This window comes from Arthrobacter sp. MDT1-48-3, assembly GCF_054511015.1.
In genome coordinates this window covers 16,555-39,655 of sequence record NZ_JBTNDL010000006.1, presented here as the reverse complement: position 1 = coordinate 39,655, position 23,101 = coordinate 16,555, and the positions used below count along the sequence as shown (strand labels likewise).

Genomic DNA, 23,101 nt, shown 5'->3' with positions numbered 1-23,101 from the left:
CCGAACCGATACGAAGGAGCGCACCATGGCAGATCCGAGTCCGATCGACATCCAGAAGGCACTGGGCGGCATGGACTACCCCGCCTCGAAGGAGGACCTCGTCAAGCACGCAGAGGACAAGGGGGCCGACGACGCGGTCCTCGAGACGCTCAGGAACCTTCCCGACCGCGAGTTCGACTCGCCGACGGATGTGAACAAGGAAGCATCCAAGTAGCACCCGACCGCCGGCGGTACTCCTGCAGGAGTGCCGCCGGCACCGGGCGTCCCGGAAGGACGGCATGAAGAACCAAGCATCCCCCGCAGGGCAGGGGACACGGACCGGCGAGAACGGACCGCGGAAGGAGTCACCGGGTGGCGAGGGCCCGCTGACCGTCGTCATCGCCTTCGTGGCCAACTTCCTCGTCGCTGCTGCGAAGACGGTGGCAGCGGTCATCACCGGGTCGGCCTCGATGACCGCCGAGGCGGCCCACTCGTGGGCGGACACCGGCAATCAGATCTTCCTCCTGATCGCCGAGCGCAAGTCCAGGCGCCGACGGGACCCCTCCCATTCCCTGGGCTACGGGCGCGAGGCGTACGTCTGGTCCATGTTCGCGGCGTTCGGGCTGTTCACGGCCGGCGCCGTCGTGTCCATCACGCACGGGGTCCAGCAACTGATCGAGCCCGAGCCGGCCGCGGACTACGGCATCGCCTACATCGTCCTCGCGCTGGCCTTCGTCCTCGAGGGAGTCTCCTTCACGCAGGCCTTCCGCCAGGCGAGGAAGACGGGCCAGGAGCGGGGCACCAGCACGCTGGAGAGCGTCTCCACGACGTCGAACCCCACCCTGCGCGCCGTCTTCGCCGAGGACTCCGCGGCGCTGATCGGGCTCGTCATCGCGTTCCTCGGGATCCTGCTGCACCAGCTCACCGGCTCTCCCGTGCCCGATGCGGTCGGCTCCATCCTGGTCGGCGTGCTGCTCGGCGTGATCGCCGTGATCCTGATCGACCGCAACCGCCGCTTCCTCGTCGGCCAGGCCGTCTCGCCGGCCCTGCTCGAGTCGGTCGCGCAGCGGTTGGGAGCGCACGACAGCATCGAGCGCGTGACGTACCTGCACCTCGAGTACGTCGGGCCGGAACGCCTGTACCTCGTCGCTGCCGTGGACCTGGTGGGAGACCACCCGGAGCACGACGTCGCCGTCGTACTCCGCGCGGTGGAGCGCGACATCGAGGATCACGAGCGGATCGAGGAGGCCGTCCTCACGCTCTCCACGCCGGACGAGCCCACACTGCGCTTCGAGGCGGGCGCGGCCTCCTGACCTCAGACGCCGCTCGGCTCGTCCACCGCGTCGGACCGGGCGCCGGTGCTCCCGTCCTCCGACGGACCGGCGGCAGCCGGAGCGCCGGCGATGTTGACCATCCACGTGACACCGAAGCCGTCGATGCACATGCCGAAGCTGTCGCCCCAGGGCGACTGCGCCAGCGGCACGATCTCGCTGCCGCTTCCGGCGAGTGCCTCCCAGTAGCCCCGGAGTTCCGCCTCGTCGTCGCCGCTGACCGACAGCGAGTGCCCGGCGGGAGCGCTGTACTCCATGCTGTTCGGTGTATCCGCGGCCATCAGGACCTGACCCGACGGCGTCGTCAGCATGGAGTGCATGATCTTGTCCTGCTCCGCCGGGTCCTCGCTCACCTGGTACTCGGCGAACGTGCTCCGCTGCAGCTCACCGCCGAAGACGGACTGGTAGAAATCCATCGCCTGTGCGGCGGTGTCCTTGAAGTTGAGGTAGGTGTTGATCGTCGCTGCCATGGTGTCCGCCTCCTGCCGGGTGGCTTCCGCCACGCCCCTGTCATGATGCTGGAATTATTGTCCAGCACGGGCAGGGAGGGAAGGGTGCCGCTGGGCTCACGACGGTGAGGGCTCGGGGCGCGGACCGATCGCTCCGGCCACCTTCTCCTCGAGCGAGGTGATCGTGGCATCGGGCAGCACGATCAGTCCGTCGAGCTCCCGGCGGGCACGGCGGTAGGCGGTCTGGCGTTCCGCGGCCGTGGCGGCGTCGTCGACGGCAACCGTCACGAGCTTCCGGGCCGTGTCCAGACGCTGGCGCTCCTGCACGCTGAAGCCGCTCGCGCGGACACGCCGGGCCTCGGTCTCGGCGATCTGGAACGCGACATCGTAGGACGTGACGGCGGATCGGTAGGCGGCGAGGTCCTCCGCCGAGACCGTCGAGGGGTCCTCGGGACGGAGGGCGTCGGCTTCGCGCTTCGCCCGGAGGAACGCCACCGTGAGCGGTTCCCGGACGTCGGTCATCATGGGGTAGTCGATGAGCTTCGCCGCATCGAGTTCGTAGGACAGCCATCTCCTGTCGACCTCGTCGTGCATGCGCTCGACGTGCTGCACGTCGCGCTCGGGGCGGCGCACAGGTTCGGATTGCCCGGCCTGCACGTGCGCGCCGTGCAGGACGCCCGGATGCTTCAGGCGGTACAGCTCCATCTTGCGCTGGTGCCGTCGCTCGCTCGCCTCCGACCAGTGCCGCCCCCAGACGGCGAACACGCCGGACAGTGGGAAGACGAGCCACCAGTAGCTGCCTGCGAAGGACAGGATTTCGTTCACGCGTCCATCGTAGGCCCGCGCAGGGCGGGGCCGGGGGAGTCAGTCGTTCGCGTCCTCGCGGTGGGAGTGCTGCCTGCGGGCCCGTCGGAAGAACGAGACGAGGACCAGCACGCTGACGAGGAAGTGCAGGAAGGACAGGGAGGGCAGGACCGTCAGGAGGAGGATCATCACCAGCGTGAGCAGCGCCGCGACCTGCAGGAACGCGAGGTACTGCGCCGGGATCGGTCGCGGCCAGGGATGGAATTCGATGGTGGGCGGTCGATCCGCCGCGTTCCTGAACATGGTGGTCCTCCGGGAGTGGGATACCAGCCATCGTGCACGCGCCCGGAAAGCCGGTGCAACGCGCGGTGGAACCGGAGAGGGCCCTTGACGGGCGGCAGGGCGGCGTCCCGCGGGTCGACGGCAATTGCGGTGGGGGCCGCCGTGGGGACCGCCGTGGCGATGCAGCGCGTCCTTACGCACCCGGAAACTCCGACGGGGCTCCGGTGTGCTGCGTGCCGATCGCTGTACAGTTCCTCCAACGGCTCTCGCAGCCGGTGCCGGTCTCCTCTTTCTCCTCGCACGATGGGTCTCAGCCATGAAGGAATTCGCCACCCTCGCCCAGTTCCGCCTGTCCTCCCCGGGCGGCAACGATCTCGACCACAAGGCGGCCCTGCTCCTGTTGCTCGCGCTTCCCCGCGCCATGGGGGAGGACGGCTGGCAGAACCAGCCGTAAGGGGCGCGTCCCGGCGCGGTGGCGGTCATGCACGGCGCGGCCCGGAGGTCGAGCAGTGCGTTCCCAGCGGGCGCCGAGGTTCTTCCGCTATAAAAGACAGGGGGCTTACTGTCGGTACCGGGAGAGGTTGGTCGAGAACGATGAAGTTTCTGAGAAGGGGCACTATCGCCCTCAAGCGGTGGATCCGTGGAGTGCGGAACAACGCCGTGGTCCTCGCAGGACCCGACGAACCGCTGTACTGATCCGGCCCGTCCTGTCGAGCACGAACGCGCCTCATCGTCCGCGGAGGATGGGGCGCATTCGTGCTGGGCAAGACAAAACCCCGCATCCCAGGCGGCGAGACCTGGAACGCGGGGTCCTGTTGTGCACCCCCCGGGACTTGAACCCGGAACCCATTGATTAAGAGTCAATTGCTCTGCCAATTGAGCTAGAGGTGCGTGGCGTTTTCCCTCCCGATTTCACCGGTTCAGGTCATCCGCAACAGCATGAAACTCTACCAGCACTTCGGCGGAAACATGAAACCGAGCCGCTCGGCCCCGATCTCAGCCGGTCCGGACGCGCAGGATCCTCGCGTTGCCGGGCTCGTTCGTCGCGACCAGCAGGGAGCCGTCGCTGCCGGCCACCACGTCCCGCAGCCGCCCGTAGGATCCGTCGAAGTGGCTCACCGGCTCGCCCGCCGTCCCGGCGACCAGGGGGACCTGCCACAGGCGCTGCCCCCGCAGGCCGCCGATGTACGCCACGTCGTCGACGATCGCCATACCGCTCGGCGAGGACGACGCCGTCGACGGCCACACCACCTGCGCATCGACGAAGCGGGAATCATGCGGCGCCCCCGTGACGTCCGGCCAGCCGTAGTCGGCCCCGGGTTCGATGAGATTCAGCTCGTCGTCGACCTCCGGCCCGAACTCCGTGGCCCAGAGCCTGCCCGCCGAGTCCCACGCGAGCCCCTGCACATTGCGGTGGCCGACGCTGTAGACCGGGGAACCGGGCGTCGGGTTGTCGGCGGGTACCGCGCCGTCGGCCGTGATGCGGAGGATCTTGCCGCCCAGGCTCGACGGGTCCCGGGCGTTCCCGCGCACTCCCGCATCGCCCGTGCCGATGTACAGGTGGCCGTCAGGACCGAAGGCGAGCCGGCCACCGTTGTGGATGTCGCCTGCAGGGATTCCGGTCAGGACCGGTTCGGGCGCTCCGAGCCGTCCGTCGGACCATGGCAGCCGGACCACGCGGTTGTCGGCGGCCGACGTGTAGTACGCGTAGATCGCCCCGGGAACCGGACCGGGCTCGACGGCGAGACCGAGGAGGCCGCCCTCACCGCCCGCCGAGGCTGCCTCCGGGATGCTGCCGATGACCTCTCCGGCCGTGCCGTCGTAGCGTTCGATCTCTCCGGTTTCGCGTTCGGCGACGAGGAGGGCGCCGTCGTCGAGCACCACGACGGACCAGGGCAGGTCGAGGCCCGTCACGGCGTCGCCTGCGTAGGACAGGGCGGGCAGGGCCGGAGGCTGCTTCGTACCCGCGGTGGTGGACGCCCCGGCGTACACCGGTTCCTCCCCGGCCGGGTCCGAGCAGCCGGGGACGACGAGCAGGATCAGCAGGACGGCGCCGGCCGGGGAGAAGGCGCGGATGTGCGCGCGGGATGCGGCCCGGGCGGATCGCCGTGCTGCGGCTGACATGGTCCGACCCTAGGCCGGGGTGGAGGGGGTGTCCACCGATCGCCGACCGGGCGGGAGGGCGACGCCGCGACACTAGGCTGGCGCCATGACGAATTCCGCACCGGCCGCCCCTGTCCAGACCGTCCGCACCCTCAGCGTCCCGTCCGCCGAGCTGCGGGACGCACTGACCGACGCCTCGCCGGGCGTCGAGATCGTGCTCTGGGACTTCGCGACGCCGCCCGAGGACTTCGACCTGGCGGACCTCGACGCCGCCGTCCTGCCCTACACCGGGCGCGCCCATCTGGACGGCGCCCTCGATGCCGCTCCGAACCTCCGGCTCGTGCACACCCAGTCGACGGGGTACGACGGCGTCGCGGACCTCGTGGGGCCGGACGTCGCGATCGCGACGGCCGCCGGCGTGCATGCAGCGGCGACCGCCGAACTCGCGGTCGGCCTCGCCCTGGCCTCGCTGCGCGGGATCGACGACGCCGTGCGGCAGCAGGCCGAGGGACGGTGGCACAGCGCCCGCTATCCGGGCCTGGCGGACCGCCGCGTGCTCCTGGTGGGCGTCGGGGGGATCGGTGAGGAGATCCGCAAGCGGCTCGCCACCTTCGAGGCGGTGGTCACGAGGGTTGGCAGTACCGCACGCGAGGACGACCTGGGGCAGGTCCACGGCAGCGACGAGCTGGTGGACCTGGCTCCGCACCACGACGTCGTGATCGTGATCACGCCGCTCACCGATGCGACGCGGGGACTCGTGGGACGCGAGGTGCTGGCAGCCCTGCCGGACGGGGCACTCGTGGTCAACGTCGCGCGCGGCGCGGTCGTGGACACGGAGGCACTGACCCGCGAGGCCATGGCCGGGCGCCTGAAGGCCGCGCTCGACGTGGTCGATCCGGAGCCGCTACCCGAGGGCCATCCGTTGTGGAGCGCTCCCGGGGTGATCATCACTCCGCACGTCGGAGGCAACACCGGAGCCTTCCCGCCGAGGATCCTCGCGCTGCTGCGGCGCCAGGTGGAACTGCTCGGCAGCGGACAGGAGCCGACCAACCTCGTGCGGCGCGGGGCCTGGGGGCACTAGGCGGGTCACGCCATCGCGATGAAGGCGTCCATGAACGAGGTGAAGTCGATCAGGTCCTCGTCCTGCGCCAGCCGCAGGGGGGTGCCCGGGCCGATGTCGAGGACGGGAGCGGCCAGCACGCCGAAGCGGAAGATCCGGCCGGTGCTCGTGCCCACCTCGTAGGAGGTGTCGTCCCACTGCAGGGCGTGGGCGAGGTTCGTCATGTTGACCTCCACGGGCACGCCGGCACCGGTGATCGCCGTCAGGTCCACCGGCGCGATCATCAGTTCCGCGGGCTTCCATCGGTAGCCGACCACGTAGCCGACGGCCGCCGTCCCCGCATCGCGGACGCCGCGGGACTGCTGGGCCGCGAAGACGAGGTTGTAGTCGCCGTAGTTCGGGATCTGCCCGTCGAAGACACGGCGCAGGGCGTTCTTCAGTCCCTGTCCGCCGTCGAGCGGTCGGGTGGCTGCAGGAGTCTCATCGGGAGTCATATCACGCCGTTGCGGTAGGGGCTGTCGGTCGGGTCCCCGCGGGGAGTTCGTGGTGCGGCCTGGCCGTTTCCCGCCCACGAGATCCACACTGTACCGGAGCGGAATCGGGCAGCACGAGGAGTCACGCCGCACCGCGCAGGGTCTTCCGCGGACTCCGCAGGAGGCTGTAACAGCGGGGTCACATGGCGAAACCCGCCTGCAACACGGGCTTAGGCTTTGACCATGACCGTGGAAACAACTCCAGACATCAAGCCAAGAAGCCGCGTCGTCACGGACGGCATCCACGCGGCACCGTCCCGCGGGATGTTGCGTGCCGTGGGCATGGGCGACGAGGATTTCGCCAAGCCCCAGATCGGCGTCGCCAGCTCCTGGAACGAGATCACCCCCTGCAACCTGTCCCTCAACCGCCTCGCGGAGGGAGCCAAGGAGGGCGTGCACGACGGCGGCGGGTTCCCCATGCAGTTCGGCACGATCTCGGTGTCCGACGGCATCTCGATGGGCCACGAGGGGATGCACTTCTCGCTCGTCTCCCGTGAGGTCATCGCGGATTCGGTGGAGACGGTGATGCAGGCCGAACGCATCGACGGCTCCGTCCTCCTCGCGGGCTGCGACAAGTCCCTGCCGGGCATGCTCATGGCTGCTGCCCGCCTCGACCTCGCCTCCGTGTTCCTGTATGCGGGAACGATCATGCCGGGCTTCGCGAAGCTCGAGGACGGCACCGAGAAGGAGGTCACCCTCATCGACGCCTTCGAGGCGGTCGGCGCCTGCGCCGCGGGCAAGATGAGCCTGAAGGACCTCGACAGCATCGAACGCGCCGTCTGCCCGGGTGAGGGCGCCTGCGGCGGGATGTACACGGCGAACACCATGGCCTGCATCGGTGAGGCCCTCGGGATGTCCCTGCCCGGCTCGGCAGCACCGCCCTCGGTCGACCGCCGCCGCGACATGTACGCGCGGAAGTCCGGCGAGGCGGTCGTGAATCTGCTGCGCCTCGGCATCACGGCTCGCGACATCATGACGAAGAAGGCCTTCGAGAACGCCATCGCGGTCACCATGGCCTTCGGCGGCTCGACGAACGCCGTCCTCCACCTCCTGGCGATCGCCCGCGAGGCCGAGGTGGACCTCACGCTCGACGACTTCACCCGCATCGGCGACCGGATCCCGCACCTCGGCGACCTCAAGCCCTTCGGCCGCTACGTCATGTTCGACGTCGACAAGGTGGGCGGCGTGCCGGTCATCATGAAGGCGCTCCTGGACGCAGGACTGCTGCACGGGGACTGCCTGACCGTGACCGGCAAGACGCTCGCGGAGAACCTCGCGGAGATCGACCCGCCGGACCTCGACGGCAAGATCCTTCGCGCGCTCGACAACCCGCTGCACAGGACCGGTGGCATCACCATCCTGCACGGCTCCCTCGCCCCCGAGGGTGCCGTCGTCAAGAGCGCCGGCTTCGACGCCGACGTCTTCGAGGGCTCCGCCCGCGTGTTCGAGCGTGAGCAGGGCGCCCTCGACGCGCTCGATGCCGGCGAGATCCAGGCCGGTGACGTCCTCGTCATCCGCTACGAGGGGCCCAAGGGCGGCCCGGGTATGCGCGAGATGCTCGCCATCACCGGCGCCATCAAGGGTGCCGGGCTCGGCAAGGACGTCCTCCTGCTGACCGACGGCCGGTTCTCCGGAGGCACCACCGGTCTGTGCATCGGGCACGTGGCGCCCGAGGCGGTCGACGGCGGCCCCATCGCCTTCGTGCGCGACGGCGACCGCATCCGCGTCGACATCGCGGCGAAGAGCTTCGACCTCCTCGTGGACGAAGCGGAGCTCCAGCAGCGCAGGGTGGGGTGGGAGCCGCTCCCGGCCCGCTACACGAAGGGTGTCCTGGCGAAGTACGCGAAACTCGTGCACTCCGCCTCCATGGGCGCGTACACGGGCTAGGGGGCGTCGCCGGCGAGGTCCGGGCCGGAGGCGATCTCCGGCCCGGGCGCCGCTCGCGTTAATGTCCACTAACTGGACGCTGTGTCCATCATGTGAGACGGGAAGGGGAGCGTTTGACACCCTTTCACGGGGGCGTGGAAACTACAGGTATGCAGCTCCAACCCGTAGTCGTCGTCCTTACCCAGCGCGTGGCCTGAAGCCCGTCCGGTAGACGACTGCAGTCACGCGCAACCCCTCGCAGAGCCCGACAAGGCTGAGGGGTTTTTTTGTCGACACACCCTGTCAGCGAGGAAGAAGCGCGCGGAAGTCCGTCCGCAGTCAGAACTGCAGCAGTGCAGCGAACGCTCCAAAGGAAGTCGAAGATGTCCAAGGGATCGCCCATCAGTCCAGCGTTGCTGGCAGCAAGGCCAGCACCTCCCGCAGCACCCGCGCGCGAGACTCCGCCCGCCGTACCGGCGAGTGCGGTCCGCGGGCCCAACCGTGTCGTGGGCCCCGTCGAGATGCTCGGCTCCGCGGCGATCGTCCGGTCGCTCGAGGAACTCGGCGTCGACGACGTCTTCGGCCTTCCCGGCGGCGCGATCCTCCCGACGTACGACCCGCTGATGGCCTCCACGAAGCTCCGGCACATCCTGGTGCGGCACGAGCAGGGCGCGGGACACGCGGCCCAGGGTTACGCCATGGTGACGGGCCGGCCGGGCGTCTGCATCGCGACCTCGGGCCCCGGGGCCACCAACCTCGTGACCGCCATCGCGGACGCCCACATGGACTCCGTTCCCATGGTGGCCATCACGGGCCAGGTCTCCAGCGCCTTCATCGGCTCCGACGCCTTCCAGGAAGCGGACATCGTCGGCATCACCATGCCGATCACCAAGCACTCCTACCTCGTCACGAACGCCCAGGACATCCCGCGCGTCCTCGCCGAGGCGTTCCACATCGCCACCACGGGACGCCCCGGCCCGGTGCTGGTCGACGTCGCCAAGGACGCCCAGCAGTCGAAGATGAGCTTTTCCTGGCCGCCGAAGGTGGACATCCCCGGCTACCGGCCGGTGGTCCGCGGGCACTCCAAGCAGGTGCGCGAGGCCGCACGCCTGATCAGCGCCTCGCAGCGCCCGGTCTTCTACGTGGGCGGCGGCGTCGTCAAGGCCCATGCCGCGGCCGAACTGAAGGAACTCGCCGAACTCGTCGGCGCGCCCGTGGTCACCACGCTGATGGCCCGCGGCGTCTTCCCCGACTCCCACGACCAGCACGTGGGCATGCCCGGCATGCACGGCTCGGTGTCGGCCGTCACGGCCCTGCAGCAGGCGGACCTCCTGATCACGCTCGGCGCACGCTTCGACGACCGCGTCACCGGCGTGCTCTCCAGCTTCGCCCCGAACGCGAAGGTCATCCACGCGGACATCGATCCCGCAGAGATCTCCAAGAACCGTACGGCGGACGTCCCGATCGTCGGCTCGGTCAAGGAGATCATCCCCGAGTTGACCGCCGCGGTCCGTGACTCGTTCGAGGCGCAGGAGCGCCCGGACATCTCGGCCTGGTGGAAGACCATCCGCCACCTGCGCGAGACCTACCCGGTGGGCTTCACCCAGCCCGACGACGGCCTGTCGGCTCCGCAGCAGGTCATCAAGCGCATCGGCGAGCTCACGGGGCCCGAGGGCGTCTTCGTCTCCGGCGTGGGCCAGCACCAGATGTGGGCGGCGCAGTTCATCCAGTACGAGCGCCCGCACGCCTGGCTCAACTCCGGCGGCCTCGGCACCATGGGGTACTCCGTGCCGGCCGCGATGGGCGCCAAGGTCGGCAACCCGGACCGCGTGGTCTGGGCGATCGACGGCGACGGCTGCTTCCAGATGACCAACCAGGAACTGGCCACCTGCGTCATCAACAACATCCCGATCAAGGTCGCAGTCATCAACAACTCGTCCCTCGGCATGGTGCGGCAGTGGCAGACCCTCTTCTACGAGGGCCGGTACTCGAACACCGACCTGAACACGGGGCACGACACCGTCCGCGTCCCCGACTTCGTGAAGCTCGCGGACGCCTACGGCTGCGTGGGCCTGCGCTGCGAGCGCGACGAGGACATCGACGCCACCATCGAGCAGGCCCTGGCGATCAACGACCGCCCCGTCGTCATCGACTTCGTGGTGAGCCGCGATTCCATGGTGTGGCCGATGGTCCCCTCCGGCGTCAGCAACGACCTCATCCAGATCGCCCGCAACATGACCCCGACCTGGGAGCAGGAGGACTGACATGGCACGACACACCCTTTCCGTGCTCGTCGAGGACGTACCCGGCGTCCTGACCCGCGTGGCCAGCCTGTTCGCTCGGCGCGCGTTCAACATCAACTCGCTTGCGGTCGGACCGACCGAGGTCGCGGGCATGTCCCGCATCACCGTTGTGGTGGAAGCCGAGGGAGACCTCCTCGAGCAGGTCACCAAGCAGCTGAACAAGCTCATCAACGTCATCAAGATCGTCGAACTGACCACCGAGCAGTCGGTGCAGCGCGACCACGTCCTGATCAAGGTCCGGGCCGACGCGGCCACGCGCCTGCAGGTGACCCAGGCCGCGGACCTGTTCCGCGCGTCCGTCGTCGACGTGGCGATCGACTCGCTGATCATCGAGGCGACGGGAACGCCCGAGAAGCTCTCGGCGCTCCTGTCCGTCCTCGAGCCCTTCGGCATCCGCGAGATCGTGCAGTCGGGCACCCTGGCGATCGGCCGCGGCGCCAAGTCGATGAGCGACCGCGCCCTGCGCAGCGCCTGACGATCCGTTCCACACCTTTCCAGCAGCACCCACCCCAAGGAGAAATACCCGTGACCGAGTTGTTCTATGACGACGATGCAGACCTTTCCATCATCCAGGGCCGCACCGTGGCCGTCATCGGCTACGGCAGCCAGGGCCACGCCCACGCGCTGAGCCTGCGTGACTCCGGCGTCGACGTGCGCGTCGGGCTGAAGGAAGGATCCGCGTCGCGCGCCAAGGCCGAGGCCGAGGGGCTCCGGGTGCTCTCGGTCGCCGAGGCGACCGCGGAGGCCGACCTCATCATGGTGCTCACGCCCGACCAGGTGCAGCGCCACGTGTACAAGGACGACATCGCGCCGAACCTGCAGGCCGGCGACGCGCTCTTCTTCGGGCACGGCTTCAACATCCGCTACGGCTACATCCAGCCCCCGTCCGACGTCGACGTCGCCCTCGTGGCACCCAAGGGACCTGGACACATCGTCCGCCGCGAGTTCGAGGCCGGCCGCGGCGTCCCCGATCTGATCGCCGTCGAGCAGGACGCGTCCGGCACCGCACGCGACCTGGCCCTGTCCTACGCCAAGGCGATCGGCGGCACCCGCGCGGGCGTCATCGAGACGACGTTCACGGAGGAGACCGAGACCGACCTGTTCGGTGAGCAGGCCGTCCTCTGCGGTGGTGCCTCGCAGCTCATCCAGTACGGGTTCGAGACGCTGACCGAGGCCGGGTACAAGCCCGAGGTCGCGTACTTCGAGGTACTGCACGAGCTCAAGCTGATCGTCGACCTCATGGTCGAGGGCGGCATCGCCAAGCAGCGCTGGAGCGTCTCCGACACCGCCGAGTACGGCGACTACGTCTCCGGCCCGCGCGTCATCACCCCCGAGGTGAAGGAGAACATGAAGGCCGTCCTCGCGGACATCCAGAACGGTGCCTTCGCCCAGCGCTTCATCGACGACCAGGACGCCGGAGCGCCCGAGTTCACCGAGCTGCGCAAGAAGGGCGAGGACCACCCGATCGAGAGCACGGGCCGGGAGCTGCGCAAGCTCTTCTCGTGGATCAAGACGAACGACGACTACACCGAGGGTTCCGTAGCGCGCTAGCGCCCGCCCTCCCGCCGGCAGGACACGTGGTCAACGCTCAGCGACGAGCAGGTGTCCTGCCGGAGGTCTGTCCGGCCCCTGAACCGGGCCGGATCCGTCCCGCTTGAACCGCCGAAATCCGCAGAAGGAACCTCCCGTGACCCCCAAGCCCGTCGTCCTCCTCGCCGAGGAACTCTCACCCGCCACCGTCGAAGCACTCGGCCCGGACTTCGAGATCCGCAGCACCGACGGAGCGGACCGCTCCCAGCTGCTGGCAGCACTCGTCGACGTCGACGCCGTCCTCGTCCGCTCGGCGACCCGGATGGACGAGGAGGCCATCCGCGCGGCACCGAGGCTGAAGGTCATCGCCCGCGCGGGAGTGGGCCTCGACAACGTCGACATCAAGGCGGCCACCCAGGCCGGCGTGATGGTCGTCAACGCACCGACGTCGAACATCATCTCCGCCGCCGAGCTCACCGTCGGGCACATCCTGAGCCTCGCCCGGAACATCCCGCAGGCCAGCGCCGCCCTGAAGGCGGGGGAGTGGAAGCGGTCGAAGTACTCGGGCACCGAGCTGTACGAGAAGAACATCGGCATCATCGGGCTCGGCCGCATCGGTGCCCTCGTGGCTGCACGCCTCCAGGGTTTCGGCACCCAGATCCTCGCGTACGACCCCTACGTCACCTCCGCGCGGGCGGCACAGCTCGGCGTCCGTCTCGTGTCCCTCGACGAACTGCTCCGCGAGGCGGACTTCGTGACGATCCACATGCCCAAGACGCCCGAGACCGTCGGGATGCTCGGCGCGGAGGCCTTCGCCCTCATGAAGGACACCGCCTACGTGGTCAACGTGGCACGCGGCGGCCTCGTCGACGAGGATGCACTGCACACCGCACTCGAGCAGGGCCAGATCGCCGGAGCCGGCGTCGACGTCTTCGTCCAGGAGCCCAGCACCGACCTGCCGTTCTTCGCGCACGACAGCGTCGTGGTGACACCCCACCTCGGGGCGTCCACCGAGGAGGCCCAGGAGAAGGCCGGGATCTCGGTCGCCAGGTCCGTCCGCCTGGCCCTCGCGGGCGAGCTCGTGCCCGACGCCGTGAACGTCGCGGGCGGGGTGATCGATCCGGCCGTGCGTCCCGGCATCCCGCTCATGGAGAAGCTCGGCCGCATCTTCACGGCGCTGACGCATGCCTCCCTGACCCGGATCGACATCGAGGTGGCCGGCGAGATTGCCTCCCTCGACGTCAAGGCCCTCGAACTGGCCGCGCTGAAGGGCGTGTTCACCGACGTCGTCTCGGAGCAGGTCTCCTACGTGAACGCGCCCGTCCTCGCGGAGCAGCGCGGCATCACCTCCCGGCTCGTCACCACGCCCGAATCGGAGGAGTACCGCAACGTCCTCCGGCTGCGCGGGGCCCTCTCCGACGGCAGCCAGATCTCCGTGGCCGGGACGCTGACCGGACCGAAGCAGGTCGAGAAGCTCGTCGGGGTCAACGGCTACGACCTGGAGATCCCGATCAGCGACCACCTGCTGGTGCTGCTGTACACCGACCGCCCCGGCGTGATCGGAGCACTCGGGCGGCTCCTCGGTGAGCGGGACATCAACATCGCCGGCATGCAGGTGGCGCGGAACAAGGAGGGCGGCCAGGCGTTGTCCCTGCTCACCGTCGACAGCTCCGTGCCGCAGGACGTCCTCGACGCGATCCGCGCCGAGATCGGTGCCACCGTGGCCCGCGAAGTGGACCTCCAGGACTGAGGGGACCCTTCATGGCCACGCACCACCTCGCAGCCGAGCAGTCGACCGCGGTGCAGGTGCTGTCGCGGGACACGCCGCCCGTCCTCCGCATCGACCCGGGGGACCGCGTGGTCGTCGAATCACTTGACGCCTGGGGGCACCTCGAGCGGCAGCAGTCGCCGGGAGCCGTGACGCCCTACCGCTTCCCGGACCGGCGCGGACATGCCCTCACCGGCCCCATCGAGGTCATCGGGGCCGAGCCGGGCGACGTGCTCGCCGTCCGTCTCGAAGCGCTCGAGACCGCCGACTGGGGCTGGACGGTGACCGGGAAGCGGGACGACGCGTTCACGCGCAGCCTGGGCCTCGAGGGGACGGACCCGGCGTGGCTGCTGTGGGACCTCGACCGGGACGCCGGGACCGGGACCAACCAGTACGGGCACGTCGTCCGCCTCGCCCCGTTCCTCGGCCTGGTGGGGCTGCCGCCGGCCGAGCCGGGGGACCATTCGACGACGCCGCCGCGGGCGGCGGGGGGCGGCAACATCGACTGCCGGGAACTGACGGCCGGCTCCACCCTGTTCCTGCCCGTCACGGTGCCCGGCGCGCTGCTCCACCTCGGCGACGGGCATGCGGCGCAGGGCGACGGAGAGGTGGGCGGCACGGCCATCGAGTGCGGCATGACGACCACCGTCACGGTCGACCTCGTGCGCGATGCGCCGCTGGCGAGCATCCACGCGCTCACCCCGTCGGCCCGCGTCACCTTCGGGTTCGATGCGGACCTCAACCGGGCGACGGCGCAGGCGCTCGGCGCCATGCTGACCTGGCTCCAGCAGTTGTACGGCCTGGAGCGGAAGGCGGCCCTGGCCCTCGCCAGCTCCGTCGTCGACCTCCGGGTCACGCAGATCGCCAACCAGACCTGGGGTGTGCACGCCGTGCTCGGGCTCGACGCCGTCGGGGTGGCCTGACGCCGCGCTTGGGCAAATCCGTGCGGGCCGGGGTAATTTCATAGGGTGACCTCCGCAGCTGACGCAAAGCCCTCGTTCTACATCACCACGGCCATCTCCTACCCCAACGGGGTGCCGCACATCGGGCACGCCTACGAGACCATCGCCGTCGACGCCATGGCGCGCTTCAAGCGCCTCGACGGCTTCGACGTCATGTACCTGACGGGCACGGACGAGCACGGCCTGAAGATGCAGCAGGCGGCGGACCGGGAGGGCATCCCGGTCCGGGACCTGGCAACGCGCAACGCGCTGGCGTTCCGGGAGATGAACGACGTCGTCGGAACCTCCTACGACCGGTTCATCCGGACCACCGACGAGGACCACTACGCCGCCGCGACCGAGATCTGGAAGCGGATGGAGGCCAACGGGGACATCTACCTCGACAAGTACGCCGGCTGGTACTCGGTGCGCGACGAGGCCTTCTGGGCCGAGGACGACACGGAGGTCCGCGAGGACGGCGTGCGGTACGCGAAGGAGACCGACACCGAGGTCACCTGGACCGAGGAGGAGAGCTACTTCTTCCGGCTCTCGGCCTACCAGCAGAAGCTCCTCGACCTGTACGCGGCGCAGCCCGAGTTCGGTGCGCCGCAGCCCCGGTTCAACGAGGTCATCTCCTTCGTGCGGCGCGGCCTGGAGGACCTCTCCATCAGCCGCACCACCTTCGACTGGGGCGTCCCGGTCCCGGGCGATCCCCGGCACGTCATGTACGTCTGGGTCGATGCGCTCACCAACTACCTGACCGGCGTCGGATTCCCCGACACCGAGTCCGAGCGCTTCCGCAGGTTCTGGCCCGCGGACGTCCATGTTATCGGCAAGGACATCTCCCGCTTCCACGCCATCTACTGGCCCGCCTTTCTGATGTCCGCAGGCATCGAGGTGCCGAAGCGCGTCATGATCCACGGCTTCCTGCACAACCGCGGGGTGAAGATGTCCAAGTCGCTCGGCAACACCGTGGCACCGGCGGACTGGGTGGATCAGTACGGCCTGGACTCCGTGCGCTTCTTCCTCCTCCGGGAGGTACCGTTCGGTGCGGACGGCTCCTACAGCCACGAGGCCGTCGTCGGACGCATGAACTCCGACCTCGCCAACAACTTCGGCAACCTGGCCCAGCGCTCGCTCTCGATGGTCGCCAAGAACTGCGGCGGCGCGGTACCGGAGCCCGGGGAGTTCGGGTCCGCCGACACCGCGATCCTCGACCAGGCGCACGCCCTGCTGGAGGCCAGCCGGGCGGCCTACGACAGGCAGGAGTTCTCCCGCGCACTCGAGGCCGTGTGGACCGTCCTCGGCGACACGAACGCGTACTTCGCCGACCAGCAGCCATGGGTTCTCCGGAAGACCGATACCGAGCGCATGAACACGGTGCTGTACGTGACCCTGGAGGTCCTGCGGGTGGTGGCGATCCTGGCCCAGCCGGTCATGCCCGGCAGCGCGGGGCGGATCCTGACAGCCCTCGGGCAGGGGACGGAGCACGACGACGCCCTGCGCCGCTTCGCCGCACTCGGCCGGCGGATCGAGCCGGGGACGGACCTTCCCGCACCGTCCCCGGTCTTCCCCAAGTACGAGGAGCCGGGCGAGTCCTGAGGCCCCTGGGTCCGGGCCGGCCGGGAATCAGGTCCGGAGGAACCGAGCTGCCGCAGTCTCCGTCATGACACGCGCCACCGTGTCCTGCTGACGCTTCGACGCGACGAGCAGGCGCTCCAGGGCGGGCCGGTTCAGCACGGGATCCCCCGGAGCGGCGTCCGCGGACGGCGAGAGCGCGAGGAGTGTGGACCAGAGGGACTCCTTCCCCCGGAGCAGTGATTGCAGGGCCTCGAGTTCCAGCTGCGCACCGGTCGTGGCCCTGCGCCTCTGCGGGTTGAGCGGGTCCAGGTCCGCCACGACGGACATGGCCCGCGCGAGGGTCATCTTGACGACGCCCGGGCGGTGCCCGAGCGCCCGGATCAGTCTCTTCAGGAACGCACGCTCCTCGCGGATCTCGTCCCGCAGTCGGGTGAAGTCCTCCTCGTAGGGCGTCCCGGCCCAGGAGACCCGAGCGGCGCTGAACAGCCGGACGCCGTTGGTGGCGCCGACCAGATGCAGGTCGAGATAGGGCAGAAGCGTCTCCAGATCCAGCTGATGGACCGGGATACCGACCGCGGCGCGCGTCATGGGGTGTTCCTTCCGGGATGTGTGCGGCTCATCAGCCTACGGCAGCGGGATTCAGCAGCGGAAGCGTGATGGCGACCGCCGTTCCGGCGCCCAGCCTCGATTCGACCGTGATAGTCCCATGGTGTGCCTCGAACGTCTTCCGTGCGACGGAGAGTCCCACACCGGCGCCCGGCAGCACCTGGTTGGAGTTCGCGGCCCGGTGGAACGAGTCGAAGAGGTGCGGCAGGTCGTCCGGCGGGATGCCGATCCCCGTGTCCCTGACGAGGACGACCACGTGCCCCGGATCGAGGGTCAGGCCGACCGCCACGCTGCCGTCCTCCTGCGTGAACTTGATCGCATTCGACAGGACGATGGCGATCGCCGCCGAGAGCTGGTCGCGGTCACCGGAGACGGTGATGGCATGGTCCGGCAGGGTGCAGTCGAGGGTGAGGCCGCCCGCCGAGGCCTCGAGCACGGCGCGGCTCGTGAGCTGGGACACGAGGTGGACGATGTCCACGGGCCCGTAGTCGGACGCGTCGGTCTCCCGGGAGGAGAGGGCCGAGATGTTCTCGATCAGCTCGCTCAGCTTCGTGGTGTTGCGTTCGACGGCGTGGAGCATGGTGCTCGCCTCCGGCGGCAGTTCCCCGCCGACGCCGTCGATGATCATCTCGAGGTATCCGGCGATCGACGCGAGCGGCGTCCTCAGCTCGTGGTTGACGGTGCCGACGAAATCGCTCTTCGCCTGGTTCAGGGCGCGCAGCTTGCGCACGGCCTGCTGCTGGCGGGAGATGAGCTGCGCCTGGATCAGGCCGTGGGCGAGGTTACCGAGGACGTGGTGCGTCAGGGCGCCCTCCACCGAGGACCAGACGAGCGGGGTCCCCTCGCGGATGATCCAGAGCAGCCCGAAGGGGGTGTCCCCTTCGCCGAGGGCCGCGACGACCCCGCTGACCGTGCGCTCCCGTCCGACGGCGTCGAGGAGCCACCCGGGGGTGCGGATGTCGCCGGCCTCGGGGGCGGCGTCGGGATCCGCGGCGGGTCCGGCACGGAATCCGGCGGTGGCGGAGTCCTCCCACAGCTTCAGGGCGAGGGTGAGGGCGGAGTCCTGCTGCAGGTGCGACGGACCCGCGAGGGACGCCCTCGCCGTGCCCTCCCCGCTGCTCCAGGTGCTGCTGCGGGCTGCGACACGATCGTCGTCGAAGACCTGGAGCGCGAGGTGGTGGGCGCCGAGGGCCCGCCCGACGGCGGGGAGGAACTGGTCCACCATCACCACGGGATCGTTCGTGGCCCTGATGCGGGCGGAGATGCGCCTCATGTCCTCCCTCAGTCGTGCAGAGGAGGCACGCTGCTCCTGATGGCGCCGCCGTCGTGCGATGGCGGCAGTGAGCCTGTGGAGCAGCTCGGCGGGGCGGACCGGGCGGAACACGACGTCCGACACGTAGGGCGCCAGGCCGGCCGGGAGCGTCCCGCCGCCGCCCTCGGGGAGCAGGAGGATCACCGGAAGGCCGGTGAGGTGTGCATGCTCCGCGACGATGCCACCCAGGGTGCCCGCGTAGGCCGCCGCGATGGACAGGTCCACGAGGAGCACGTCCGGGTGGATCGCCAGGACGTTCTCCAGCAGGGCCTCCGGGGAGGTGACGGTCCGGGCCGAGAGGCCCTCCGCCACGAGGTGTGCCTCGAGCTCACCGCAGTCCTGCAGGGACGGCGAGGCGATGACGGCCAGCGCTCCGTGTCCTGCTGTCTCGTCCTGCCCCACGACGTCCTTCCGACCCACTGCTGCGATCTCCCTAATATATGCCGGTCGCAGCGGGAACCGAGGACGCCGTGCGGGGTCATTCCATCGCGAGTCCGGCGACGGGCGAGAGCCGTGCTGCCCGGCGGGCGGGGAGCACGGAGGCCAGCAGCCCCGCGGCGACCGCCACGGCGAGGACCGCTGCGATCTGGCCGACCGGCACCGACGGGCTGACCGCCGCGATCCCGCCCAGCGCCGACTGCGCCCCCAACCAGCCGTACAGGACGCCGAAGACGGTGCCCAGGAGCGCCGCGACCCCCGCGACGAGCACCGCCTCGACCGCCAGCATCCCGCGCAGCTGGGCCCGAGTGAGGCCGAGGGCGCGGAGGAGGGAGTTCTCCCGGCGCCGCTCCAGCACGGACAGGGACAGCGTGTTGGCGACCCCGATCAGTGCGATCAGGACGGCGACGGCGAGCAGGGCCGTCACGATCAGCAGCAGCACGTCGATGATCTGGTTGTAGGCCGCCCGCTCGGCGGCTGCTCCGGTGACCTGGTACTCGGAGACCCCGGTGGCCGCCACGATCCGCGACTGGACGTCAGCTACCGTCGCGGCGTCCCGCGCGTCGTCGAGCCCGAGCCAGAAGGTCGGGCCGACGTAGGTGGACAGCGACCCCTGCACCTCCGCCGGGTCCGTTGTCCCATCGGCCCCCAGGTAGGTGGACAGGGCGCCGTCCGGGGTGCCTCCGAGCGCCTCCGCGGTGGCGGTGGTGATCAGCGGGAGGAAGAACGTGGAGTCGGTGGGGGTGACGGGAAGGGTGGCAGGACCATTCGCGCCCTCCACGGTCACGTCGCTCTGGATCCAGTCCTGGGGCGCAAGGACCATCCCGTCCGTCAGTGCCACGCCCTGGGCCCTCAGCACGTCGGCGATCGCCGCCGGATCGGCGGCATACACCAGGGACCCGCCGTCCTCGGCGCTCGTGAGCAGCACCGGGGTCAGTTCGACGGCCGTCCGGACGCCGTCCACCTGCAGCAGAGTTGACGCGTCCACGCGCGTACCGGGCACCGCGGCCGCAGTGCCGAGCCCCGAGACCTCGAGGTCCACGGCGTAGTTCCCGTCCAGCTCGCGGTCGAACGACGTCCGGGCGGTCTGCGCACCGACCATCATCATGGTCACGAGGGTCACGCCGACCATCAGCGCCGCCGACGACGCGGTGGTCCGCGCCGGATTGCGGACGGCGTTCACGGATGAGAGGGTGCCGGCGACCCCGAGCGGGCGGGCCGACCTGCCGACGGCGGCCACGCTCACGGGGACGAAGAACGGGGCGAGGAGGATGATGCCGAGGAAGGACACGGCGCCGCCTGCCACGGCCGGCAGGATCGCGACCGACACGGCACCGAGGAGGAGGAGCGCCGCCCCGCCGCACACCGCCACCACACCCGTGAGGAGGCGGACGCGGCCGTTCGTGCTCCCGGTGGTCGGCGGGTCCGACGGACGGAGCGCGGCCAGGGGCGCGACGCGTGTCGCGGCCCGCGCGGGCACGACCGCCGCGAGCAGCGTCATCAGGACCCCGACGCAGACGCCGATCACCGCGGCCGACGGCGGAACGGCCAGGACGGCGAAGGACCCGAAGCCCGTCCGGCGGGCGAGCCCCACGAGGACGGCCATGACGCCGACGGCGAGCAGGACGCCGAGCACCGACGAGACCAGGCCCACGAGGGCGCCCTCGGCCAGCACCGATGCCCGGACCTGACGCCGCTCGGCGCCGATGCAGCGCAACAGGGCCAGTTCACGCGTCCGCTGTGCCACCAGCACCGAGAACGTGTTCGAGATGACGAGTCCGGCGACGAGGACGGCCACGGCGGCGAAGGCGAGGAGGATCCCCGTCAGCGAGTCTCCGCCGTCCGAGAGCGCCGCGACATCCGTGAGGGTCTGTTCGGCTGCGGTCCGCACCACCAGCTCCGAGGCCCCGTCGGTCGATGACGCGGCGAGGGAAGCGGTGACGGCCGAGGCGACCGCCCCCGGATCGGCGTCGGGCGACAGCGCGAGCTGGACGGAGCGGTAGGTCGCCTCACCCTCCTTGAGCTCGCGGACCACGGAGGAAGGGGCGAGGACCTGCGCCGCCCCAGAGAGCATGGGATCGGCACTCGGCGCGGTGAGTCCCGTGACGGTGAGCGCATGGCCCGGGGAGGTGGGCGCGGCTCCGGAGTCGACGGCGAGCGTGTCGCCGGGGACGACGCCCAGACGCACTGCCGAGGCCTCGTCCAGTGCCACGTCACCCGGTCCCGAAGGGTAGGAGCCCTTCGTCACCCTCGTGGTCTCGAGCCGGTCCGGTGCCGTCGCGGTCAGGACGGCGAGCGCGGTGGCAGACCCGGTGGTGACCCGGGTGTAGGCGCGCTCGAGCCCGTGGACGACGTCCACCCCGGGGACGGACGCGAGCTCCCCGACGATCCCGGCGGGCACCTCCGGGCCCTCCTGCCCGGACACCACGAGGTCAGCCTTGGCATAGGAGGCGCCGATGCTCTCGCCGAGGCTCGCCCTCGTGGTGGCACCGACCATGAGGGTCGCGGCGAGGAAGGCCACGCCGAGCATCACGGCGAGGCCGACGGCGAGAAAGCGCCGTGCGTGGACGCGGACCTGCGCCAGGGCTACCTGCAGCACGCTATGCCCCCAGCTTCGCGAGTGCACCGAGGATGGCCTCGGGGGTGGACTGCTCGAGTTCGCCGACGAGCGCGCCGTCCTCGAGGAGGACCACGCGGTCGGCGTAGGAGGCCGCGACCGGGTCGTGGGTGACCATGATGATGCTCTGGCCCATCTCGCGGCAGCTCCGCCGCAGGAGGGACAGGACCTCCGCGCCCGTCGCCGAGTCGAGATTTCCCGTCGGCTCGTCGCCGAAGATCACGTCGGGCCTCGTCAGGAGGGCGCGGGCGACGGCGACCCTCTGCTGCTGTCCGCCGGAGAGCTCGTGGGGACGATGGGACAGCCGGTCCGCCAGTCCCAGGGAGGACGAGATCTGCTGCAGCCACGCGGTGTCCACGCTGCCACCGGCGAGGGCCACCGGCAGGGTGATGTTCTGTTCCGCGGTCAGGGTCGGCACGAGGTTGAAGGCCTGGAACACGAAGCCGACGCGCTCACGGCGCAGTCGGGTGAGCGCGGTGTCGGGCAGCCCGGTGATGTCGGTCCCGCCGATCCAGAGCCGTCCTGCATCGATGCTGTCGAGGCCGGCGAGGCAGTGCATGAGGGTCGACTTGCCGGAGCCGGACGGACCCATGATCGCCGTGAAGCGTCCCCGGTCGAAGTCGACCGAGACGTCGCGAAGTGCGTGGACGGCGGTCTCGCCGCGGCCGTAGCGCTTGGAGACGCCCCTGGCGGAGACGGCGGCTGTCGGAGCGGGCGAGCCGTCCCCGGGAATCGCCGTCGAGCCGGCGGGATGCATGGAAGTAGTCATGCCTCCACGCTATGGACGCTCGGGGCCCTGCGGATCGGCGCCAGGTCCGGGATTGTGGCGCAGCTCCTCATACCGGGGGATGAGCGGGACGGGCCGGGACCTACGACCGTGCCGCCGGTATCTACGGCTGTACCGGAGGCACCCTGCCGTCCGGGGCGGTGTCAGGGGCGGACGATGCCCGTCTCGTAGGCCATGACGACGGCCTGGACGCGGTCCCGCGCCTCGAGCTTGGCGAGGATGTGGCCCACGTGCGTCTTCACCGTGGCCTCGGAGAGGAACAGCTTCAGGGCGATCTCCGGGTTCGAGAGCCCCTGGGCGATGAGTTCGAACACCTCGCGCTCGCGGGTCGTCAGCCGCGCCACCGCTGCCGCGTGCGCGTCCTGCGTGGCCGAGGGCAGGCGCAGGAGCGGCGCCACGTGGTCGAGCAGCCGGCGCGTGGTGGACGGGGCGATGACGGCGTCCCCCCGGTGTACGGTCCGGACCGCCTCGAGCAGTTCCTCGGGCGGGGCGTCCTTGAGCAGGAAGCCGCTCGCCCCGGCGTGGATCGCGGACAGGGCGTACTCGTCGAGGTCGAAGGTCGTCAGGACCACGATGCGCGGGCCCGCATCCCCGCCGCCGGACGGGGTGGACGCGGCCGGTGGACGGCGGAGGTGCTCTGCGAGGATACGGCGCGTGGCCTCGATGCCGTCCATGCCCGGCATGCGCACATCCATCAGGACGACGTCGGCCCGCGTGATCGCCAGGGCACTCACCGCCTCCTCCCCGTTCGCGGCCTCGGCCACCACCTCGAGGTCGGGCTGCGAATTGATCAGCATGGCGAAGCCGCTCC

21 protein-coding genes and 1 tRNA gene are annotated in these 23,101 nt (G+C 70.2%); 11 read left to right on the top strand and 11 right to left on the bottom strand.

What is annotated here, in order from left to right:
• Positions 1-25: 25 nt before the first annotated feature.
• Together ACX80L_RS13305 and ACX80L_RS13300 are read left to right on the top strand one after the other, a co-directional pair.
• Entirely contained in the window at positions 26-214 is a 189-nt protein-coding gene (locus ACX80L_RS13305) for a DUF2795 domain-containing protein (RefSeq protein WP_133080780.1), read from the top strand.
• Positions 215-278: 64 nt separating this feature from the next.
• Positions 279-1,292 carry a cation diffusion facilitator family transporter gene (locus ACX80L_RS13300; RefSeq protein ID WP_459290203.1) on the top strand — a complete coding sequence of 338 codons (1,014 nt, stop codon included), beginning with the start codon at positions 279-281 and terminating at the stop codon, positions 1,290-1,292.
• A gap of 2 nt (positions 1,293-1,294) precedes the next feature.
• Here ACX80L_RS13300 and ACX80L_RS13295 read toward each other — a convergent pair whose 3' ends face one another.
• From ACX80L_RS13295 to ACX80L_RS13285, 3 genes are all read right to left on the bottom strand, one after another.
• Positions 1,295-1,780, bottom strand: coding sequence for a VOC family protein (locus tag ACX80L_RS13295; RefSeq protein ID WP_459290359.1), 486 nt, complete (start codon positions 1,778-1,780; stop codon positions 1,295-1,297).
• Between the two features lie 96 nt (positions 1,781-1,876).
• A complete protein-coding gene (locus ACX80L_RS13290) occupies positions 1,877-2,584 on the bottom strand; it encodes a hypothetical protein (protein WP_459290202.1) in 708 nt (235 codons plus the stop codon).
• A 39-nt stretch (positions 2,585-2,623) separates the two neighbouring features.
• Entirely contained in the window at positions 2,624-2,866 is a 243-nt protein-coding gene (locus ACX80L_RS13285) for a hypothetical protein (protein WP_133080777.1), read from the bottom strand.
• Between the two features lie 295 nt (positions 2,867-3,161).
• Here ACX80L_RS13285 and ACX80L_RS13280 point away from each other — a divergent pair, with 295 nt between their 5' ends.
• Positions 3,162-3,299: a hypothetical protein gene (locus ACX80L_RS13280; RefSeq protein ID WP_208741437.1), complete on the top strand. Its 138-nt coding sequence runs from the start codon at positions 3,162-3,164 to the stop codon at positions 3,297-3,299.
• A 364-nt stretch (positions 3,300-3,663) separates the two neighbouring features.
• On the opposite strand, the gene ACX80L_RS13275 is transcribed toward ACX80L_RS13280, so the two are convergent.
• A tRNA-Lys gene (locus ACX80L_RS13275) sits at positions 3,664-3,736 on the bottom strand.
• A gap of 105 nt (positions 3,737-3,841) precedes the next feature.
• The gene (locus ACX80L_RS13270; protein WP_459290200.1) at positions 3,842-4,969 is read right to left on the bottom strand and encodes a PQQ-dependent sugar dehydrogenase; all 1,128 of its coding nucleotides are present in this window, start codon (positions 4,967-4,969) and stop codon (positions 3,842-3,844) included.
• Between the two features lie 85 nt (positions 4,970-5,054).
• Here ACX80L_RS13270 and ACX80L_RS13265 point away from each other — a divergent pair, with 85 nt between their 5' ends.
• A complete protein-coding gene (locus ACX80L_RS13265; RefSeq protein ID WP_459290198.1) occupies positions 5,055-6,029 on the top strand; it encodes a 2-hydroxyacid dehydrogenase in 975 nt (324 codons plus the stop codon).
• A 5-nt stretch (positions 6,030-6,034) separates the two neighbouring features.
• Here ACX80L_RS13265 and ACX80L_RS13260 read toward each other — a convergent pair whose 3' ends face one another.
• A complete protein-coding gene (locus tag ACX80L_RS13260) occupies positions 6,035-6,502 on the bottom strand; it encodes a hypothetical protein (RefSeq protein WP_459268671.1) in 468 nt (155 codons plus the stop codon).
• Positions 6,503-6,724: 222 nt separating this feature from the next.
• Here ACX80L_RS13260 and ilvD point away from each other — a divergent pair, with 222 nt between their 5' ends.
• The 7 genes from ilvD (at position 6,725) to metG (ending at position 16,551) form a co-directional block, all read left to right on the top strand.
• Positions 6,725-8,428 carry a dihydroxy-acid dehydratase gene (gene ilvD, locus ACX80L_RS13255; RefSeq protein WP_459290196.1) on the top strand — a complete coding sequence of 568 codons (1,704 nt, stop codon included), beginning with the start codon at positions 6,725-6,727 and terminating at the stop codon, positions 8,426-8,428.
• A 362-nt stretch (positions 8,429-8,790) separates the two neighbouring features.
• Positions 8,791-10,671: an acetolactate synthase large subunit gene (locus ACX80L_RS13250; protein ID WP_459268672.1), complete on the top strand. Its 1,881-nt coding sequence runs from the start codon at positions 8,791-8,793 to the stop codon at positions 10,669-10,671.
• A 1-nt stretch (position 10,672) separates the two neighbouring features.
• Positions 10,673-11,185, top strand: a complete 513-nt coding sequence (ilvN, locus tag ACX80L_RS13245; protein ID WP_133080771.1) for an acetolactate synthase small subunit — start codon at positions 10,673-10,675, stop codon at positions 11,183-11,185.
• Between the two features lie 50 nt (positions 11,186-11,235).
• Complete coding sequence (gene ilvC, locus ACX80L_RS13240) at positions 11,236-12,261, top strand: ketol-acid reductoisomerase (RefSeq protein WP_208741431.1); 1,026 nt, start codon at positions 11,236-11,238, stop codon at positions 12,259-12,261.
• Positions 12,262-12,397: 136 nt separating this feature from the next.
• Positions 12,398-13,990 carry a phosphoglycerate dehydrogenase gene (serA, locus tag ACX80L_RS13235; RefSeq protein ID WP_459290194.1) on the top strand — a complete coding sequence of 531 codons (1,593 nt, stop codon included), beginning with the start codon at positions 12,398-12,400 and terminating at the stop codon, positions 13,988-13,990.
• A gap of 11 nt (positions 13,991-14,001) precedes the next feature.
• Positions 14,002-14,931, top strand: coding sequence for an acetamidase/formamidase family protein (locus ACX80L_RS13230; RefSeq protein ID WP_459290192.1), 930 nt, complete (start codon positions 14,002-14,004; stop codon positions 14,929-14,931).
• 45 nt (positions 14,932-14,976) lie between these two features.
• A complete protein-coding gene (gene metG / locus ACX80L_RS13225) occupies positions 14,977-16,551 on the top strand; it encodes a methionine--tRNA ligase (protein ID WP_133080767.1) in 1,575 nt (524 codons plus the stop codon).
• A gap of 27 nt (positions 16,552-16,578) precedes the next feature.
• Here the strand turns inward: metG and ACX80L_RS13220 are convergent, their stop codons facing one another.
• From ACX80L_RS13220 to ACX80L_RS13200, 5 genes are all read right to left on the bottom strand, one after another.
• The gene (locus ACX80L_RS13220) at positions 16,579-17,118 is read right to left on the bottom strand and encodes a hypothetical protein (protein ID WP_133080766.1); all 540 of its coding nucleotides are present in this window, start codon (positions 17,116-17,118) and stop codon (positions 16,579-16,581) included.
• A gap of 31 nt (positions 17,119-17,149) precedes the next feature.
• Positions 17,150-18,868 carry an ATP-binding protein gene (locus tag ACX80L_RS13215; RefSeq protein WP_459290190.1) on the bottom strand — a complete coding sequence of 573 codons (1,719 nt, stop codon included), beginning with the start codon at positions 18,866-18,868 and terminating at the stop codon, positions 17,150-17,152.
• A gap of 58 nt (positions 18,869-18,926) precedes the next feature.
• Complete coding sequence (locus ACX80L_RS13210) at positions 18,927-21,485, bottom strand: ABC transporter permease (protein WP_459290189.1); 2,559 nt, start codon at positions 21,483-21,485, stop codon at positions 18,927-18,929.
• Between the two features lies 1 nt (position 21,486).
• Positions 21,487-22,272 (bottom strand): ABC transporter ATP-binding protein, encoded by a 786-nt coding sequence (locus tag ACX80L_RS13205; protein ID WP_459290187.1) that lies wholly within the window; start codon positions 22,270-22,272, stop codon positions 21,487-21,489.
• A gap of 161 nt (positions 22,273-22,433) precedes the next feature.
• The gene (locus ACX80L_RS13200; protein WP_459290357.1) at positions 22,434-23,087 is read right to left on the bottom strand and encodes a LuxR C-terminal-related transcriptional regulator; all 654 of its coding nucleotides are present in this window, start codon (positions 23,085-23,087) and stop codon (positions 22,434-22,436) included.
• Between the last annotated feature and the right edge of the window lie 14 nt (positions 23,088-23,101).

Coding starts and splice junctions, on each gene's coding strand:
- ACX80L_RS13270 (WP_459290200.1), bottom strand. CDS start 4,969: ATGTCAGCCGCAGCACGGCGATCCGCCCGGGCCGCATCCCGCGCGCAC.
- ACX80L_RS13200 (WP_459290357.1), bottom strand. CDS start 23,087: ATGCTGATCAATTCGCAGCCCGACCTCGAGGTGGTGGCCGAGGCCGCG.
- ACX80L_RS13265 (WP_459290198.1), top strand. CDS start 5,055: ATGACGAATTCCGCACCGGCCGCCCCTGTCCAGACCGTCCGCACCCTC.
- ACX80L_RS13300 (WP_459290203.1), top strand. CDS start 279: ATGAAGAACCAAGCATCCCCCGCAGGGCAGGGGACACGGACCGGCGAG.
- ACX80L_RS13230 (WP_459290192.1), top strand. CDS start 14,002: ATGGCCACGCACCACCTCGCAGCCGAGCAGTCGACCGCGGTGCAGGTG.
- ACX80L_RS13305 (WP_133080780.1), top strand. CDS start 26: ATGGCAGATCCGAGTCCGATCGACATCCAGAAGGCACTGGGCGGCATG.
- ACX80L_RS13260 (WP_459268671.1), bottom strand. CDS start 6,502: ATGACTCCCGATGAGACTCCTGCAGCCACCCGACCGCTCGACGGCGGA.
- ilvD (WP_459290196.1), top strand. CDS start 6,725: ATGACCGTGGAAACAACTCCAGACATCAAGCCAAGAAGCCGCGTCGTC.
- ACX80L_RS13205 (WP_459290187.1), bottom strand. CDS start 22,272: ATGACTACTTCCATGCATCCCGCCGGCTCGACGGCGATTCCCGGGGAC.
- ACX80L_RS13250 (WP_459268672.1), top strand. CDS start 8,791: ATGTCCAAGGGATCGCCCATCAGTCCAGCGTTGCTGGCAGCAAGGCCA.
- ACX80L_RS13285 (WP_133080777.1), bottom strand. CDS start 2,866: ATGTTCAGGAACGCGGCGGATCGACCGCCCACCATCGAATTCCATCCC.
- ACX80L_RS13295 (WP_459290359.1), bottom strand. CDS start 1,780: ATGGCAGCGACGATCAACACCTACCTCAACTTCAAGGACACCGCCGCA.
- ACX80L_RS13220 (WP_133080766.1), bottom strand. CDS start 17,118: ATGACGCGCGCCGCGGTCGGTATCCCGGTCCATCAGCTGGATCTGGAG.
- ACX80L_RS13280 (WP_208741437.1), top strand. CDS start 3,162: ATGAAGGAATTCGCCACCCTCGCCCAGTTCCGCCTGTCCTCCCCGGGC.
- ilvN (WP_133080771.1), top strand. CDS start 10,673: ATGGCACGACACACCCTTTCCGTGCTCGTCGAGGACGTACCCGGCGTC.